Origin of the sequence: Streptomyces panaciradicis (assembly GCF_023516615.1) — a bacterium.
Taxonomy (GTDB): domain Bacteria; phylum Actinomycetota; class Actinomycetes; order Streptomycetales; family Streptomycetaceae; genus Streptomyces; species Streptomyces panaciradicis.
In genome coordinates this window covers 16,199-33,426 of the sequence record NZ_JAMGBF010000077.1, presented here as the reverse complement: position 1 = coordinate 33,426, position 17,228 = coordinate 16,199, and the positions used below count along the sequence as shown (strand labels likewise).

Genomic DNA, 17,228 nt, shown 5'->3' with positions numbered 1-17,228 from the left:
GGGCCAGATGCGCCCGCCCGGGTCCGGCGGCGGCCGCGACGCACGCGCGCGCGGCGGCGGGCTCCACGCCGACGCAGATCCGTACCAGCCAGGCGGCGACCGGGAGCAGGGCCGCGGCCGCGTAGCCCAGGGAGTCGAGGACCGGCTGGCCGCTCTGCACGCCGATGCCCAGGAAGGCCGCGTAGAGGACGACCGGTGGCAGCCAGCGCTGGGAGCGCAGCAGAAGGGCCGTCTGGTAGCGGAGAAGGGCGGTCATCCGTCGCTGTCCTTGTCGTTGTCGTCGTCTTCTTCGCCGGGGCCGTCGTTCTCGTCGCCCTCGCCTGGCTCCTCGCCGAGGGGGCGCACGCTGACCACGTGCCACGGCGGGCGGGCCGTCAGCAGGGAGCGCAGCACGACGTCCGAGTGGGACGCGGGGACGCTGAGCCGGTGGCGGCCGGGCGCGGTCTCGGTGACGGTCGCGAGGGGGTGCGCGGGCGGTGGGCCCTGCACCTCGATGTCCGTCCGGGCGCCGGAGCGGGTGCCGTCCTGCGGGGCACGGCGTTCCAGACCGCCGTCGCGCACGGTGTACGTCGTCTCGGGCGTCCCCGCGAGGCGGTGCGGGTCGTGGTCGACGAAGACGACGGCACCGCCGGCCTCGGTGCGCTCGGCCACCGCCCGTTCCAGCTCCTCGCGGGCGTCGGCGTCCAGGCCGGTCCACGCCTCGTCGAGGACGAGGAGCTCCGGCTCGGCGAGCAGGGCCTGGGCCACGGCGACCTTCTGGCTGCTTCCCTTGGAGAGCCGGGCCATGGGGGTGTGGGCGTACCCGCCCGCGCCGAAGCGCTCCAGGTGGGCGGCCGCCGCCCGCTCGGCCGTGGCGCGGGACAGTCCGTGCACCTCGCCGAGGTGGGTGAGGTAGCCGAGCGGGGTGAAGGGCAGGGCCGCCGGGAAGCGTTCGGGGACGTACGCGGTGCGGGGGCGGCCGGTGACGCGGCCCTCGGTGGGGCTGTCGATGCCGGCGAGGAGACGCAGGAGGGTGGACTTGCCGGTGCCGTTGGGGCCTTCGATGCGGGTGAGGGTTCCGGGGGCGATGGTCAGGTTCAGGCCGCGCAGGACCCAGGGGCCGCGCAGGCCGTAGCGGCGGCCGACGTCGTGCAGCCGTAGATCGCGTCGCATGAGGGCATCTTCCCCTGCCGGGCGGCCGCGTGGGCCGCCCCCTTAGGGTGGGCGGATGTGAGCCACACGTCGACGAGTGACAGTCCCTTCCGGTCCGAGCGCACCTCCCGTGACGAGGCGCCGCAGTTCGTGCTGCCGCTCGTCGTACGCGTCGAGAAGGCCGCGCCTCCGGCTCGTACCGACGCCCTGGAGACCGCCGCGCGGGCCGTGCTCGTGATGCTCGCCGACGAGCGGTCGGCCGGCGACGGCGAGTGGGCGCAGGTCGTGCGGGACTGGCAGGACGCCCGCATCCGCAAGGTCGTGCGGCGGGCCCGCGGTGCGGAGTGGCGGCGGGCCGAGGCGCTGGACGGGATCACCGTCGCCGGGAAGTCGGCCGAGGTGCGGGTGTTCCCGCCCGTACCGCTCGACGGCTGGCCGAAGGACCTGGCCAGGCTGCAGGTGTCCGGCACCGAACTCGACGATCCGGAGCCGGTGTCGGCGGCCGAGCCGGGGGTGCCGGTGCTGTGGATGAACCCCGAGCTCGGCATGTCGGCCGGGAAGGCGATGGCCCAGGCGGGGCACGGGGCCCAACTGGCCTGGTGGGAGCTGTCGGACGAGGAGCGGGCCGCGTGGCGTGACGCCGGGTTCCCGCTGGCCGTGCGGACCGCGGAGCCGGGGCGCTGGCGCGAACTGACCGGCAGCGGGCTGCCGTTGGTGCGCGACGCGGGGTTCACGGAGATCGCGCCCGGGTCGTGCACGGTGGTCGCCGATCATCCGGCGCTGCGCACCCGGTAACCGCCTCGACTCTGCCTGCGTCGGCGCGCCGTCCTTCCTCGACCCGCGATCTGATCGTGCGGGTGCGGCCGGCCGGCGTACCGGCAAAAGGCCCCGGGGCCGGTCCGTCCGCGAACCTCAAATGTTGCTCTGAAGGTGGGCGGCGGGCGGTTCGGGCGCGGGCGCCGGGGCCATACCCCCGTCACGTTCTCGCGGGGAGACGGCAGGGAGGGGAAGACCATGGAGCGACTGGGGACGGGCATCGGATGGCGGCCGGAGATCGCCGGCGCGGTGGAGTCGATGCCGGGCATCGACTGGGTCGAGGTCGTGGCCGAGAACGTGTGCCCCGGCCATCTGCCGGAGTCGCTCGGGCGGCTGCGCGAGCGGGGGGTGACCGTGATCCCGCACGGTGTCTCGCTCGGCCTGGGCGGGGCGGAGCGGCCCGACGCCGGTCGCCTCGCGGCGCTCGCCGAACGCGTCCGGGCCCTGGGGGCCCCGCTGGTCACCGAGCACATCGCCTTCGTCCGGGCCGGCGGCGCCCGCACCGCCTCCCCCCTGCTGGAGGCGGGGCACCTGCTGCCCGTGCCCCGCACCCGGGACGCCCTCGACGTGCTGTGCGAGAACATCCGCATCGCCCAGGACGCGCTGCCGGTGCCGCTCGCCGTGGAGAACATCGCCGCGCTGATCCGCTGGCCGGGCGAGGAGCTGACCGAGGGGCAGTTCCTGTACGAACTGGCCGACCGCACCGGCGTGCGGCTCCTGATCGACGTGGCCAACCTGCACACCAACCACGTCAACCGCGGCGAGGACCCGGCCGAGGCGCTCGCCGAGCTGCCCCTGGAGGCCATCGCCTACGTCCATGTCGCGGGCGGCTTCGAACGGGACGGCGTCTGGCACGACAGCCACGCCCACCCGGTCCCGCAGCCGGTCCTGGACGTGCTGGCCGACCTGGCGGCGCGCGTCTCGCCGCCCGGCGTGCTGCTGGAGAGGGACGAGAACTTCCCCGAACCGGCGGAGCTGGAGCGGGAGTTGGAGGCCGTCCGGGGGGCGCTGGAGAAGGGGGCGGCGGCACGGGGGGCCGCTCGGGCGGCGGGGGCCGCGGAGGGGGTGTGGGCGACGGGCTCCGGGGAGCCGACCGAGCCCGCCCGGCAGCGGCTCGCGCTCGCGCAGACCGCGCTGCTGTCCGCGCTGGTCGCCGGGACGCCGGTGCCGGAGGGGTTCGACGGGGTGCGGATGGCGGTGCAGGCACGGGCGCTCGCCGGGAAGCGGGCCGATGTGGTGGGGAAGATCGCGCCCGAGTTGCCGGTGATCCTCGGCACGGCGTACCGGGACCTCTTCCTGGCGTACGCCCACGGGCACCCGATGAGCGGCGGGTACCGGCGCGACGCGCTGGACTTCGCCGAGCACCTGCTCGCCTCGCAGGCCCTGGCCCAGGGCCCGGCGCGGCGGGACCTGCGCGCGTGGTGGCTGGAGCGGTCCGGGCCGGCGCCGCGCTCGCGCAGGCCCGTGGTCCGGGCGGTGCGGGCGGCGCGGAGGGTGCTGCAGCACCGGTGACCCCGGAGCGGTCGCCCAGGACTGCGCAGTAACATGCCTGCCGGTCCCGCACCCGAAACCGCCCCGCGTGCGGTGCCGTACCAGGAGGCACCATGCGACCGCGACCGCCCCTCAGGGGCCGAGGCATCGTCAGTGGCACCGGCGTCATCGTCGTCGGTCTGACGGCGACGCTGCTGGCCCTGATCTTCCCGATCTTCTCGTACGCCGACCGCTCGGGCACCGGCGTGGACGTGCTCAACGACCAGACCGCCGTCACGAGCTACGGTCCGCTGTCCGGGCTCGACCGGGACTTCGTCACGAAGGTCCGGCTGGCCGGTCTGTGGGAGCTGCCCGCCGGGCAGCAGGCGGAGCAGAAGGGCACCACGCAGGCCGTACGGACGGCCGGGGAGCACCTGGTCGAGGGGCACACCGCTCTCGACCAGCAGGTCCGGGACGTCGCCGGCAAGCTCGGGCTGCAGCTGCCCAACCAGCCCACCGACCAGCAGAAGCAGTGGCTGCAGACCCTGAGCGCGGCACAGGGCACGGACTACGACCGCGACTTCGTCAACATCGCGCGGCTGGCGCACGGCAAGGTGTTCTCGCTCGTCGCCGAGGTGCGCGCCACCACCCGCAACACGCTGGTGCGCTCCCTGGCCGACGACGCGAACACGACCGTCCTGGACCACATCAGGGCCCTGGAGGCCACCGGGTACGTCGACTGGGACGCGCTGGCCCGGGACATGGCCTCCGCGAGCACGCCCCCGCTCACCCCCTCGCCGGCTCCTCCCGGTCCGACGGCGGACCCGGTTCCGGCCGCCCCGCTCACGCCGACGTACACGCTGCCGCCGGCCGAGTCCAGCCCGCCGCCGCAGTAGCGCGCTTCCGGACAAACGGAACGTCACGTACTGACAACACTCCGTCCGTATCGTGAACGGGGCATGGCGTTCGGCGAGGCCCTTGGCATAGAAACGCGGCATGTTCTGGGTCCTTCTCCTGCTGCTGGCCTGGGCCGTCGCGGGCACCGCGTGCACACGGCTGTGCCTGGCCGCGGTCCGCGCCGCGGCCGACGACACGGATGCGTCCCAGCGCGACCTGACGCTCTACGAAGCGGCCTTCCTGTCCGGCGGCCCCCGCCGGGTCGCCGATCTGACGATGGTCTCCATGGCCCGGCAGCGCAGACTGCTGCTCGCCCACACCGGCTGGGCGACGGTCGTCGACCCGCGCGGGCGCGACGACATCGAGCGGTCCGTCATCGGGGCCATCGGGCCGGAGGGGCAGAGCCGCATCGCCCCCGTGCGGGCCCGCGCGGCCTGCGCGGACGCCGTCGGCGACCTCGGCGAGCGGCTGGTCGACGCCGGTCTCGCCGTGCCCGCGGGCGACCGCACCACGGTCGCCTCCGGGGTGCGCCAGGTGCGGCTCGCCGCGCTGGCCGTCCTCGGGCTGGGCGCGATCGCGCTGCTGGTGCCCGCTCAGCCGGACATGCCCCGCGGGCTGGTCGCCCTGTGGTTCGCGCTGCCGCTCGCCCTGACGCTGAGCTGCCTGGCCATAGCCCGGGTCGAGGTCCACCCGTACTCGCGGTGGGCCTCCCCGGCCGGGCAGCGGCTGCTGGGCACCCTCGCCCGGCGAGCCGGCGGCGACGACCGCACCTACCTCACCTGCGTCGCCGTACGCGGGGTGCGCGCGATCGGCGAGCCGGACCTACGGGCCGCCTTCACCCACCGGGACCAGCCCTAGGGCCTGCCGTTTGGATCAGCTCGGCGTCGCGGGCCGCCTTGCAGCCGCACGCACCAGACCCCGCTCGGGTCGGCCGCGACGCACCGTCCCCTGCAGCCGGCCTGATCCAAACGACAGCCGCTGGGCGCCCCGGCCCCGGCGTGCATCGTGCGCCGGGGGCGCACGGGGGTCATTGGGGCCGACACCGGCCGGGCGGTGCTTGCCTTCGCCGAGCGCCGAACGAAACATCCCTTTTGTCGCCGCCGTGCACCGAAGGGATACGCGATGCGATCAGCCGCCCTCTACTCGGCCGCCGGATCCTTGCTCCTGACCGCCCTCACCGCCGCCCCGGCAGGCGGCGCGTCCGCCGCTCCGGGTCTGGCCGAGCGCAGCGGCACGGCGGTGGCCGCCGCCCGGGCCATGGCCTCCGGCGTCGCCTTCGGCACGTGCTCCGACGCCCAGGACATGCCGGGCGCCCTGGAGTGCGGCACGGTGTCGGTACCGCTCGACTACGCCCACCCGGACGGCAGGCAGATCAAGCTGATGGTCAGCCGGGTCCGGGCGACGCACAAGGACCCGCACAACAGCAAGCGGCGGGTGCCCCGGCAGGGCGCGCTGGTCTACAACCCGGGCGGGCCCGGCGGCGACGGGCTGTACTTCCCGCTGGTGGGCTTCATGCCGCAGTGGAAGCGCCTCGCGGCCGCCTACGACCTCGTCGGCTACTCCCCGCGCGGCGTGGGCCGCTCGGCCCCGCTGTCCTGCCAGGACCCCGAGCACTTCTTCAAGGGGCCGTCGCCGTCGCCGACCCACCCCGACGCCTCGTACAAGAAGGAGCGCATCGCGCGGGCGAAGGCGTACGCGCGCGGCTGCGCGCAGCGGGCGGGGAGCGCGCTGCGGTTCTACAACTCGCTGAACAACGCGCGCGACCTGGACGTCCTGCGGGCGGCGCTGGGCGAGGAGCGGCTGACGTTCATGGGGGCGTCGTACGGCACGTACTTCGGTGCGCTCTACGCCACGCTGTTCCCCTCGCACGTGCGGCGCATGGTGTTCGACTCGGCGGTCGACCCTCACCCGGAGCGGGTCTGGTACCACGACAACCTCGCCCAGTCGGCCGCGTTCGAGGAGCGCTGGGAGGACTTCCGGGAGTGGATCGCCCGCCACGACGACGTGTACGGGCTGGGCGCCACGGCCGCCGCGGTGCAGCGCAGCTACGAGAAGGTGAGTGCCCGGCTCGCCGCCGAGCCCGCCGGGGGCGAGGTGGGGCCGGCGCAGCTGCAGGGCGCCTTCCTGACGGCCGGGTACTTCGACGACTACTGGCCGCAAAGGGCCGAGGCGCTCTCGGCGTATCTCAAGGGCGACCCGAAGCCGCTCGTGCAGCAGGCGGCGCCGGTGCGGGAGGCGGCCGCGGAGGCGGAGAACTCCAGTGCGGTGTACACGGCCGTCGAGTGCAACGACGCGCCCTGGCCGACGGACTTCCGGGTCTGGGACCGCGACAACACGCGGCTGGCGCGTGTGGCGCCGTTCGAGACCTGGGACAACGTGTGGACGAACCTGCCGTGCGCGTACTGGCAGGCTCCCCGGCAGCGCCCGGTCGACGTGCGGACCGGCCCCGGGGAGCTGCCGCCGACGCTGATCCTGTCGGCCGAGCGGGACGCGGCCGCGCCGTACGAGGGCGCGCGGGAGCTGCACCGGCGGCTGTCGGGATCGGTGCTGGTGACCGAGCGGGACGCGGGGTCGCACGGGGTCGCGGGCGGCCCCAACCGGTGCGTCAACGCCTACCTGGACGCGTATCTGCTGGAGGGCCGGCTGCCGGTGCGGCGCGCGGCCTGCGCACCGCACCGGGAGCCGGAGCCGGTCGACCCCGCCCGGAAGGCGGCCCTGCGGCCCGTCCGCTGATCAGGCGAGGCCCGCGACCAGCTCCGCGACGTCCTTGCGGCGGCCCGTGTAGAACGGGATCTCCTCGCGGACGTGCATGCGGGCCTCGGAGCCGCGCAGATGCCGCATGAGGTCGACGATGCGGTACAGCTCGTCGGCCTCGAAGGCGAGGATCCACTCGTAGTCGCCGAGGGAGAACGAGGCGACCGTGTTGGCGCGGACGTCCGGGTAGCCGCGGGCCATCTTGCCGTGGTCGGCGAGCATGCGGCGGCGGTCCTCGTCGGGCAGCAGGTACCAGTCGTAGCTGCGCACGAAGGGGTAGACGCTGACGTAGTTGCGCGGCGTCTCGTCGGCGAGGAACGCCGGGATGTGCGAGCGGTTGAACTCGGCGGGGCGGTGCAGCGCCATGTTCGACCAGACCGGCTCCAGCGCGCGGCCCAGCTTCGTGCGGCGGAAGAGGTTGTACGCCTCCTGGAGCTGGTCGCTGGTCTCCGCGTGCCACCAGATCATGAGGTCCGCGTCGGCGCGCAGGCCGGAGAGGTCGTACGTGCCGCGGATCGTCACGTCCTTCGCGGCGAGCTGGTCGAACAGCTCCTGGACCTCGTCGGCGTAGCCCGCGCGGTCCTCGGGGAGGACGTCCTTCAGCTTGAAGACGGACCACAGGGTGTAGCGGATGACCTCGTTGAGGTCCTTGGCCAGCTTGCCCTTGTTCGGGATGCGCGCGGCCTCGGTGGTGGGGGCGTCGTCACTCATGTCCCTCATTCTCCCGCTCCTCCGTGCAGAGACTGCACCGGGTTGGCGGTGAGCTCCTGCACACCGCCCAGGTCTCCGCCGAGCTGGTCCACGGCCGCGTACGCGCTCGCGATGCAGGCCGGGATGCCGACGCCGTCGTACTGCGCGCCGCACACGGCCAGGCCGGGCAGCTTGCCGAGGTGCTCGCGGACGCGGGCCACGCGCGCGTGGTGGCCGACCGGGTACTGGGGCAGGCCGTCGGTCCAGCGGGTGACGCGCGTCTCGACGGGGGCGGCGTCCAGGCCGGTGGCCGCCTTCAGGTCGTGGCGGGAGACCTCCACCAGGCCCGCGTCGTCGCGCTGGAGGATCTCCGTCTCGCCGTAGCGGCCGACGGAGGTGCGCACGACGACGACGTCCGGGTTCTCCTCGGCGATCCAGCCCCACTTCTGGGAGGCGAAGGTGGACGCCTTGATGGTGTGGCCGTCGACGGGCGGCACGAGGAAACCGCTGCTGCCGTCGGGGAGGGCGATGTCGGCGCGGCGGTAGGCGAGGGTGACCAGCGCCATCGACGCGTACTCGACGGCGGCGAGTTCGGCGGCCGCCTCGGGGGCCTCGGGGCGCAGCAGACGGGCGGCGGCCGGGGCGGGTACGGCGACGATCACCGCGTCGGCCCGCAGGACGCGGTCCCCGGCGGCGACCCGCCAGCCGCCGGACGCCTCGCGGCGCAGCTCGGTCACCGGGGCCCCGGTGAGGATCTCGCCGCCCCGCGCGCGCACCGCGTCGGCGACGGCGAGCGGCAGGGTGCCGATGCCGCCGGTGATGCCCATGAACACCGGCCCGGTCTGCTGAGCGGCCGCCGCCTTCGCCTGGATCTCGCGCACGCCCTCGGTCAGCGAGGTGTGGGTCTTGGCGATCTGGAAGAGCTGCGGGACGGCCGAGCGCATCGAGAGGCGGTACGCGTCGCCTGCGTACACGCCGCCGAGGAGGGGTTCGACGAGACGGTCGACGACCTCGCGGCCCAGCCGCCCGGCCACGTACTCCCCGACCGCCACGTCGTCGCCGACCTCCGTGCGCGGCAGTTCCGCGTCGCGCTCGATACGGGCCAGGCCCTCGTCGGACAGGACGCCGGTGAGGGCGGACGCCGTGCCGGGGACGCCCATGACGTGCCCCTTGGGCATGGGGCGCAGGGCGCCGCGGGTCCACAGGAAGGCCGTCGCGGTGGCCGGCGGCCGCAGCCGGTCGGTGAGGCCCACCTCGCGGGCCAGCCCGACCGCCTCCGGCCGGCGGGCCAGCATCGACTCGGCGCCGAGGTCGACGCGGGCGCCGGCGATCTCGCCGGGCAGCAGCTTGCCGCCGACCCGGTCCGAGGCCTCCAGCACGGTCACCCGCGCGCCCCGCTGCAGCAGCCGGTGGGCTGCCGCCAGGCCCGCGATCCCGGCTCCGATGACGACGACCCGGCCCTCGGCCGGAGGTGATCCACTCATGGCTCCACCCTCTCAGACGCCACGGACACCGACGCGAGGGCCATGTGGCCCTGAGGAGTCCCGACCGTGACCGCATCGGGACCCGCGCCCGCCAACGTCCCGGGCCCTCCCCGCGTCGAAGGAGCGTCATCGTCACCGACCCTCGGGGGTGGACCCGCATGCGCGCACGACGTTCCGTACGACCTGTCCGGGCCGTGGCCGGCATCCTGCTGGCCGCGGCGCTCGCGCTGACCGGATGCAGCGGTGCCGGGAGCGACTCCGGGGGCGGCTCCTCCGCCGCCGACGGTCCCGCCCGGAGCGACGCCAAGGGCTCCGCCCCCGGCGGAGCGAAGGACGCGTCCGGCGCCACGGCGCACCGGACGCCGAAGCTCACCGGGAGCGACATCATCCGGACCGCCTCCCTCACCGTCCAGGTCCGGGACGTGCCGAAGGCCCTCGACCAGGCCCGCACCGCCACCGAGAACGCGGGCGGCTACGTCGGCGACGAGACCACCACCCGGGACCCGCGGGGCCACGAGCACACGCGCGTGGTGCTGCGCGTGCCGGCCGAGAAGTACGACGAGGTCCTGGCCGACCTGCAGGGCACCGGCAGGCTCCTCGAGCGCACCTCCAAGGCCGAGGACGTCACCGACCAGGTCGTCGACGTCGACAGCCGGGTCAGGTCGCAGCGGGCCAGTGTGGCCCGGATCCGTGAACTGATGGACCGGGCGACGAAGTTGAGCGACGTGGTGGAGCTGGAGGGCGAACTGGGCAGCCGGCAGTCCGACCTGGAGGCGCTGCTCGCGCAGCAGAAGTCCCTCAAGGACCGCACGAGCCTGGCCACCATCACGCTCTCCCTGTCCGGGGCACCGGCGAAGAAGGCCGCGAAGGACGACGAGCCCGGCTTCGTGGACGCGCTGGCCGGCGGCTGGGGCGCGTTCGTGACGATGCTGCGCTGGCTGGCCGTGGCGTTCGGCGCGGTGCTGCCGTTCGCCGCGGTGGCGGCGGTCCTGGTGCTGGTGTGGCTGCGCCTGCTGCGGCCCCGGCGCGTGGTCCCCGCACCCGCGGCGAGCGCCCCCGGCCCGCTTCCCGCGGCCCGGCCCGCACCCCGGGCCACGAGCCCGCGGGAGGACGGCGAGCGGGACTGAAATGCCCCGCCCCCGTAGCGTGTTCGCATGACCATGAACGGTGCGCGGGAACGACTGGTGGTGATCGGCGGCGACGCCGCGGGGATGTCCGCGGCGTCACAGGCACGCCGGCTGAGGGGCGCGGACGAGCTGGAGATCGTGGCGTTCGAACGCGGCCACTTCACCTCCTACTCGGCGTGCGGCATCCCGTACTGGGTGGGCGGCGACGTCTCCGACCGTGATCAGCTGATCGCACGCGGACCGCAGGAGCACCGGGAGCGGGGCATCGACCTGCGGATGCGCACCGAGGTCACGGAGATCGACGTGGCGCGCGGCCGGGTACGCGCGCGTGACGTCGGCTCCGGCGTCGAGTCCTGGACGCCGTACGACAAGCTGGTGATCGCCACCGGGGCGCGTCCGATCCGCCCGGACATGCCGGGCGCCGACGCCCCCGGGGTGCACGGGGTGCAGACCCTGGACGACGGCCAGGCGCTTCTCGACTCGCTCACGCGCACGCGTGGGCGGCGGGCCGTCGTGGTGGGCGCGGGCTACATCGGCGTGGAGATGGCCGAGGCGCTCATCAACCGCGACTACGAGGTGACGGTCGTCAACCGCGGCAGCGAACCGATGTCCACCCTCGACCCGGACATGGGCCGCCTGGTGCACGAGGCCATGGAGGGCCTCGGCATCACCATGGTCAACGACACCGAGGTCACCAAGATCCTCACCGGTGAGGACGGGCGGGTGCGGGCGGTGGCCACCGAGGACGCCGAGTACCCGGCGGACGTGGTGGTCCTGGGCATCGGGGTCAGCCCCGAGACGTCCCTGGCCGCGGCCGCCGGTCTCCCCCTCGGCGCCCACCGGGGCCTGCTCACCGACCTGGCCATGCGAGTGCGCGGGCACGAGAACATCTGGGCGGGCGGCGACTGCGTGGAGGTGCTGGACCTGGTCTCCGGCCAGGAACGGCACATCGCGCTCGGCACCCACGCCAACAAGCACGGCCAGGTCATCGGCACCAACGTCGGCGGCGGCTACGCGACCTTCCCCGGGGTGGTGGGCACCGCGGTCAGCAAGGTCTGCGACCTGGAGATCGCCCGTACGGGCCTGCGCGAGAAGGACGCGCACAGGGTGGGCCTGCGCTTCGAGGCGGTGACCATCGAGTCGACCAGCCGGGCGGGCTACTACCCCGGCGCCTCCCCCATGACGGTGAAGATGCTCGCCGAGCGCCGCACCGGCCGTCTCCTGGGGGTGCAGATCGTCGGCCGGGAGGGCGCGGCCAAGAGGGTCGACATCGCCGCGGTCGCCCTCACGGCCGGCATGACGGTGGAACAGATGACAGCCCTGGACCTGGGCTACGCCCCGCCGTTCTCCCCGGTCTGGGACCCGGTACTGGTGGCGGCCCGCAAGGCGACAAAGGCGGTGCAGCAGCGCCCCTGAAGAGGCGCCGCCGACGACGGAGCCCTACGCGCTGCCGTTGATCCGTTCGATCGCCTGCCGTGCCTGCTCCGCCGGGGGCCGCGGCGGCAGCGACGACACGGACGCCGTGGAGGTGACGGCGGGCGGCTGCTCCCCCGCGGGCTTCGCGTGCGCGGCACTGCGCACGGTGCGCAGCCGGTGGCTCACCGCCTCGTCGAGGGTCACCGGCCGCTGCATCTGGGAGGCCAGCCGCCCGGCCTCCTGACCCAGCCGGGCCACGTCCTCCCACGGCAGTCTCACCACCAGGGAGAGTTCGGCCTCGCCGTCGGGGAGCGCCTGCATCGCGGGGGTAACTCGGTCGTTCATCGCCTGTTCCTCACGTCGTCCCCGCGACCCGCCTTCCCCGTGCCGCGGACGGTTGACGAGTCATACGCACGCGCGCGTGCCGGTGTTCACCGATTCGCCGAGCCCATCGGGGGCAGTACTTTCTTGTGGTCATCCCCGTTCATGACGTGAACCCGGTGCGCCGGACCCCCTGGGTGACGTACGCGCTGATTGCCGCGAACGTCTTCGTGTTCCTGTCCACGCCCGGTATCGCCGGTTCCGTGGCGGGCGGCAGCGACCTGTCGCAGACGTGTCATCTGCAGGCGTTCCTGGACCACTACGCGGCGGTGCCGCGGGAGTTGATCCACCATCAGATGCCGCGGCTGGTCCCCACGGGTGAGATCGGCACGAGCGCGAGCGGCCACGCCGGCTGTGTGGTGGCCCCTCCGGGCTACGACAAGTCGCCGCCGCTGTCCGTGCTCACGGCGATGTTCCTGCACGGCAGCTGGCTGCACCTGCTGGGCAACATGCTGTTCCTGCTGATCTTCGGCAACAACGTCGAGGACCGCATGGGCCACATCCGCTTCACGCTGTTCTACCTCGTCTGCGGTTACGCGGCGGGCTACGGCTTCGCGCTCCTCAACGCCGACTCGGCCGACCCCCTGATCGGCGCCTCGGGCGCCATCGCGGGGGTGCTGGGCGCCTATCTGGTGCTGTATCCGAAGGCCCGGGTGTGGGTGCTGGTGCCGTTCCTGATCTTCCTGCCGCTGAGACTGCCGGCCTGGCTGGTGCTGGGCTTCTGGTTCGTGCTGCAGGCGTTCTACTCGGCGGGCGAGGGCGTCTCCGCCGCAGGCACGGTGGCGTACGCGGCGCACGTGGTGGGCTTCCTCGCCGGCATGCTGCTGGCCCTGCCCCTCAAGGCGGGCACTCCCCCGCCGCCGGAGCCGCGCGGCCTGCTGTTCGGCAGGCGCGCCCAGCCCCGGCACACCTGGTGAGTCAGCGCGCCGTCCGCGTGTGGACGTAGTCCACGAGCCGGGTCAGCGCGTCGGGGTCGGTGGACGGCATGACGCCGTGGCCGAGGTTGAAGACGTGACCCTCCAGGCCGGCCGCCGCGTCCAGCACCTCGCGCGTCTTGGCCTCGACGATCTCCGGGGTGGTGAACAGGACCGTCGGGTCCAGGTTGCCCTGCAGCGCCTTGCCGGGGCCGACCCGGCGGACGGCCTCGTCCAGCGGGACGCGCCAGTCGACGCCGACGACGTCCGCGCCGGCCTCGCCCATCAGGTTCAGCAGCTCGCCGGTGCCGACGCCGAAGTGGATGCGGGGGACGCCGTAGCCGGCGACGGCCTCGAAGACCTTCGCGGAGGCGGGCATCACCGAGCGCCGGTAGTCGGCGGGAGCCAGGGAGCCGACCCAGGAGTCGAACAGCTGGACCGCTGAGGCGCCGGCCTCGATCTGCACCTTGAGGAAGGCGGCCGTGATGTCGGCGAGGCGGTCGAGCAGGTCGGCCCACAGCTCGGGGTCGCCGTACATCATCGCCTTGGCGTTCTCGTACGAGCGCGACGGGCCGCCCTCGATGAGGTAGCTCGCGAGGGTGAAAGGCGCGCCCGCGAAACCGATCAGCGGGGTGGCGCCGAGCTCGCGGGTGAGCAGGCCGATGGCCTCGGTGACGTAGGAGACGTCCTCGGGCGTGAGGTCGCGCAGCTGCGCGAGGTCGGCGCGGGTGCGGATCGGGCGGTCGACGACCGGGCCGACGCCGGGCTTGATCTCGAGGTCGATGCCGATGGCCTTGAGCGGGACGACGATGTCGCTGTAGTAGATCGCCGCGTCCACGTTGTGGCGGCGCACCGGCTGGAGGGTGATCTCGGTGACCAGCTCGGGGCGCATGCAGGACTCGAGCATCGGGATGCCCTCGCGGACCTTGCGGTACTCGGGCAGCGAGCGCCCTGCCTGCCGCATGAACCACACCGGCGTGTGCGGCACGGGTTCGCGCCGGCAGGCCCTCAGGAAGGCGGAGTCGTACGTCGCGGACGTCTGCGGGGTCTCGTTGGCGCTCACGGGGCAAGTCTGACATGACGTCCCGGTAACTCCCGCCCGGGTGTCTTGCCCTGCGCCGAGCCGCGGTTCCCCTAATCTTCCCGCATGGCTGCGGCTCAAGGACGACTGTCGGACGGCGCTGACGGAATGGACGACACCCAGGAGGGGGACGGGGATGGCATCGGTGCGGCTCCGCCGGCTTTCCAGGCCGCGGTGCAAGCCCTGCGCGGCAGTCGGCTGAGGCCGCAGATCGAGGTCGAGCCGACCCGCGCGCCGAAGCGGCTCGCGCCGTTCGCCTACGCCCTGGAGGCGGCCGTCGTCGACGGTGAGCAGGACCTGGCCGACGGTCGGCTGGTGCTGCTGCACGACCCGGCCGGGCACGACGCCTGGCGGGGCACGTTCCGGCTGGTGACGCTGGTGCGGGCGGAGCTGGAGCCGGAGATGGCCGCGGACCCGCTGCTGCCGGAGGTGTGCTGGTCCTGGCTGACCGGCGCGCTGTCCGCGCGCGGGCTGTCGTACGGCGAACCGAGCGGGACCGTCACGCGCGCGAGCTCGCACTACTTCGGCGGGCTCGCGGAGCGCCCGGCGGCCTCGCAGATCGAGATCCGCGCCTCCTGGACGCCCCGCGAGGGCCTCGGCGGCGTCCCGGACGCCTCGGCGCACCTGGCGGCCTGGTGCGACCTGCTGGCCCAGGTGGCGGGTCTGCCGCCGGCCGGGCCGGGCGACGCGTCGGTGGTGACGCTGCCGCAGCGGCGCGGACCGCAGCAGTCCCGCTGATCCCCCTGTTCGAGTTTGCGGTGGCCGTTTGACCGTCACTTTGTCGATACGGCCACATTCAGTCAGGAATGAATCCTCGAACGAACCGATTCGTTCACCGAACGATCGACCACCTGTCCGAATTGCACTCATTGTTTCTCACTAAATCGTGATCTTTCTCTAAAGGACTCCAGGTTCGGTGCCGAAGACGGTGGTGACCTTGGAAAGCCGTCCCGCCCCCCAGGAGGCCTGGTGTCCGTTCTCCTCGAGCAGCCCGCAAGCCTGGTCGCCTACCGCCCGAACAAGCCGACCGCCATGGTGGTCGTGGCCGACCCGCGCGTCCGCTCCACCGTCACCCGCCACCTGTGGGCGCTCGGTGTGCGCGACGTCATCGAGGCCTCGTCCATCGCGGAGGCTCGTCCCCGCATCGGCAACCCCCGCGACATCTGTGTCGCCGACGTCCACCTGCCCGACGGGTCGGGCCTCACCATCCTCTCCGAGACCCGGGCGGCGGGCTGGCCCAACGGCCTGGCCCTGTCCGCCGCCGACGACATCGGCGCCGTGCGCAACGCCCTCGCGGGCGGCGTCAAGGGCTACGTCGTCACCGGCACCCGCACCAACGTCGGGCTCCCCACCCGGCCCGGTGCCGCCCCCATCGGTTCCGCCGCGGCCCGTATGCACCGCCGCCCCCCGGGTGCCCCGAGCCACCCCGGCGGCTACCGCGAGCTGTCCGGCCGCGAGGTCGAGGTGCTGAGACTGGTCGCGGAGGGCCAGTCCAACAAGGCGATCGGCGTCTCGATGGGCCTGTCCGCGCTGACCGTCAAGAGCCACCTCGCCCGCATCGCCCGCAAGCTCGGCACCGGGGACCGGGCCGGAATGGTCGCCGTGGCCCTGCGCACCGGCATCATCCACTGAAGGCCACCCCGCCAAGTTCACGCGCGTGAACCACAGCTGTCACCTGGCTGACCGGTTTGCGACCCCCCGGCGCCTGCCGACGGAACGTTCCGTCGGCAGGCGCCGTCCATACACCGATACCCTTGACAGGTGACCGACGCCCAAGACACCGCAGCAGACGTTTCACTGCGAACCACCGGAGGCGCCCCTCCGGACGACGGCGGATCTTCTGCAGCGGAGGCGCCGATCCCTCTGCTGGAGCCGCGCGAGGGCATTCCGCCCGTCGTCGCCGACGCGGACGCGCTCGCCCGGGTGATCGCCGCCTTCGCGGGCGGCACCGGGCCCGTCGCCGTCGACGCCGAGCGCGCCTCCGGCTACCGCTACGGCCAGCGCGCCTATCTGGTGCAGCTGCGCCGGGAGGGCGCGGGGACCGCCCTGATCGACCCCGTGGCCTGTCCCGACCTGTCCGGCCTCGGCGAAGCCCTGTCGGACGTCGAGTGGGTGCTGCACGCCGCCACCCAGGACCTGCCCTGTCTGCGCGAGATAGGCATGATGCCGACGCGGCTGTTCGACACCGAGCTCGCGGGACGGCTGGCAGGCTTCCCCCGGGTCGGCCTCGGCGCGATGGTCGAGGGCGTCCTGGGCTTCGTCCTGGAGAAGGGGCACTCCGCCGTCGACTGGTCGACCCGGCCGCTGCCCGAGCCGTGGCTCCGGTACGCGGCACTGGACGTGGAGCTGCTCGTCGATCTGCGGGACGCCCTGGAGAAGGAGCTGGACCGGCAGGGGAAGCTGGACTGGGCCCGGCAGGAGTTCGCGGCGATCGCGGCCGCGCCGCCCGCCGAGCCGCGCAAGGACCCCTGGCGCCGGACCTCCGGGATGCACAAGGTGCGCCGGCGCCGGCAGCTCGCCGTCGTGCGGGAGATGTGGCAGACCCGCGACCGGATCGCCCAGCGCCGGGACGTCTCGCCCGGCAAGGTGCTCAGCGACGCGGCCATCGTGGAGGCCGCGCTCGCCCTGCCGGCCGACGTGCAGGCGCTCACGGCGCTGAACGGCTTCGGCAACCGTATGGGGCGGCGGCAGCTGGAGCAGTGGCAGGCGGCCGTGGACCGGGCGAAGACGCTGTCCGAGTCCCAGCTGCCCGCACCCGGGCAGCCGGTGACCGGGCCTCCGCCGCCGCGGGCCTGGGCCGACAAGGACCCGGCCGCGGCCGCGCGGCTGTCGGCGGCGCGGGCCGGGGTGTCGGCGCTGGCCGAGCGGCTGAACATGCCCCAGGAGAACCTGATCTCGCCGGACACCGTGCGGCGGGTGTGCTGGGAGCCGCCGAGGGCCGTGGACGCCGAGTCGGTCGGGGCCGCGCTGGCCGGGCACGGGGCGCGGGCCTGGCAGGTCGAGCAGGTCACGCCGGTACTGGTGGCCGCGCTGTCCGCGAGCGCCCAGGCCTCCTGATCTCAGGCGC

General features: G+C 73.9%; 16 protein-coding genes and 1 pseudogene. 11 read left to right on the top strand and 6 right to left on the bottom strand.

Going from position 1 to position 17,228, the window contains the following annotated elements:
* Both M8J74_RS24680 and M8J74_RS24675 read right to left on the bottom strand, forming a co-directional pair.
* Positions 1-256 (bottom strand): annotated as a pseudogene (locus tag M8J74_RS24680) (ABC transporter); the annotation flags it as partial.
* Positions 253-1,152, bottom strand: coding sequence for an ABC transporter ATP-binding protein (locus M8J74_RS24675; protein ID WP_249838547.1), 900 nt, complete (start codon positions 1,150-1,152; stop codon positions 253-255). The pseudogene M8J74_RS24680 and the gene M8J74_RS24675, both read right to left, overlap by 4 nt.
* A 57-nt stretch (positions 1,153-1,209) precedes the next feature.
* Here M8J74_RS24675 and M8J74_RS24670 point away from each other — a divergent pair, with 57 nt between their 5' ends.
* The 5 genes from M8J74_RS24670 (at position 1,210) to M8J74_RS24650 (ending at position 7,047) form a co-directional block, all read left to right on the top strand.
* A complete protein-coding gene (locus M8J74_RS24670; protein WP_249838546.1) occupies positions 1,210-1,926 on the top strand; it encodes an aminoacyl-tRNA hydrolase in 717 nt (238 codons plus the stop codon).
* 219 nt (positions 1,927-2,145) lie between these two features.
* Positions 2,146-3,459 (top strand): MbnB/TglH/ChrH family RiPP precursor modification enzyme, encoded by a 1,314-nt coding sequence (locus M8J74_RS24665; protein ID WP_249838545.1) that lies wholly within the window; start codon positions 2,146-2,148, stop codon positions 3,457-3,459.
* Positions 3,460-3,551: 92 nt separating this feature from the next.
* A complete protein-coding gene (locus tag M8J74_RS24660; RefSeq protein ID WP_249838544.1) occupies positions 3,552-4,313 on the top strand; it encodes a DUF4142 domain-containing protein in 762 nt (253 codons plus the stop codon).
* A gap of 100 nt (positions 4,314-4,413) precedes the next feature.
* Positions 4,414-5,172 (top strand): TIGR04222 domain-containing membrane protein, encoded by a 759-nt coding sequence (locus M8J74_RS24655; protein WP_249838543.1) that lies wholly within the window; start codon positions 4,414-4,416, stop codon positions 5,170-5,172.
* A gap of 264 nt (positions 5,173-5,436) precedes the next feature.
* Complete coding sequence (locus M8J74_RS24650; RefSeq protein WP_249838542.1) at positions 5,437-7,047, top strand: alpha/beta hydrolase; 1,611 nt, start codon at positions 5,437-5,439, stop codon at positions 7,045-7,047.
* Here the strand turns inward: M8J74_RS24650 and hemQ are convergent, their stop codons facing one another.
* On the bottom strand, positions 7,048-7,779 hold the full coding sequence (gene hemQ, locus M8J74_RS24645) for a hydrogen peroxide-dependent heme synthase (protein ID WP_249838541.1): 732 nt from the start codon (positions 7,777-7,779) through the stop codon (positions 7,048-7,050). It abuts the gene before it with no gap.
* 5 nt (positions 7,780-7,784) lie between these two features.
* Positions 7,785-9,242, bottom strand: a complete 1,458-nt coding sequence (hemG, locus tag M8J74_RS24640; protein ID WP_249838540.1) for a protoporphyrinogen oxidase — start codon at positions 9,240-9,242, stop codon at positions 7,785-7,787.
* Positions 9,243-9,400: 158 nt separating this feature from the next.
* Between hemG and M8J74_RS24635 the strand changes: the two genes are divergently transcribed.
* Complete coding sequence (locus M8J74_RS24635) at positions 9,401-10,369, top strand: DUF4349 domain-containing protein (RefSeq protein WP_249838539.1); 969 nt, start codon at positions 9,401-9,403, stop codon at positions 10,367-10,369.
* 27 nt (positions 10,370-10,396) lie between these two features.
* Positions 10,397-11,785, top strand: a complete 1,389-nt coding sequence (locus M8J74_RS24630) for an FAD-dependent oxidoreductase (protein WP_249838538.1) — start codon at positions 10,397-10,399, stop codon at positions 11,783-11,785.
* A gap of 24 nt (positions 11,786-11,809) precedes the next feature.
* On the opposite strand, the gene M8J74_RS24625 is transcribed toward M8J74_RS24630, so the two are convergent.
* Positions 11,810-12,130, bottom strand: a complete 321-nt coding sequence (locus M8J74_RS24625; protein WP_142143345.1) for a hypothetical protein — start codon at positions 12,128-12,130, stop codon at positions 11,810-11,812.
* Between the two features lie 125 nt (positions 12,131-12,255).
* On the opposite strand from M8J74_RS24625, the gene M8J74_RS24620 reads away from it, so the two are divergent.
* Positions 12,256-13,083 (top strand): rhomboid family intramembrane serine protease, encoded by an 828-nt coding sequence (locus tag M8J74_RS24620; protein WP_249838537.1) that lies wholly within the window; start codon positions 12,256-12,258, stop codon positions 13,081-13,083.
* A gap of 1 nt (position 13,084) precedes the next feature.
* Here the strand turns inward: M8J74_RS24620 and hemE are convergent, their stop codons facing one another.
* Positions 13,085-14,143, bottom strand: a complete 1,059-nt coding sequence (gene hemE / locus M8J74_RS24615) for a uroporphyrinogen decarboxylase (RefSeq protein ID WP_058922427.1) — start codon at positions 14,141-14,143, stop codon at positions 13,085-13,087.
* A 126-nt stretch (positions 14,144-14,269) separates the two neighbouring features.
* On the opposite strand from hemE, the gene M8J74_RS24610 reads away from it, so the two are divergent.
* The 3 genes from M8J74_RS24610 (at position 14,270) to M8J74_RS24600 (ending at position 17,218) form a co-directional block, all read left to right on the top strand.
* Positions 14,270-14,899 (top strand): DUF3000 domain-containing protein, encoded by a 630-nt coding sequence (locus tag M8J74_RS24610; protein ID WP_058922428.1) that lies wholly within the window; start codon positions 14,270-14,272, stop codon positions 14,897-14,899.
* A gap of 231 nt (positions 14,900-15,130) precedes the next feature.
* A complete protein-coding gene (locus M8J74_RS24605; protein WP_030939825.1) occupies positions 15,131-15,793 on the top strand; it encodes a response regulator transcription factor in 663 nt (220 codons plus the stop codon).
* Positions 15,794-15,922: 129 nt separating this feature from the next.
* A complete protein-coding gene (locus M8J74_RS24600; protein WP_249838536.1) occupies positions 15,923-17,218 on the top strand; it encodes an HRDC domain-containing protein in 1,296 nt (431 codons plus the stop codon).
* Positions 17,219-17,228: the final 10 nt, after the last annotated feature.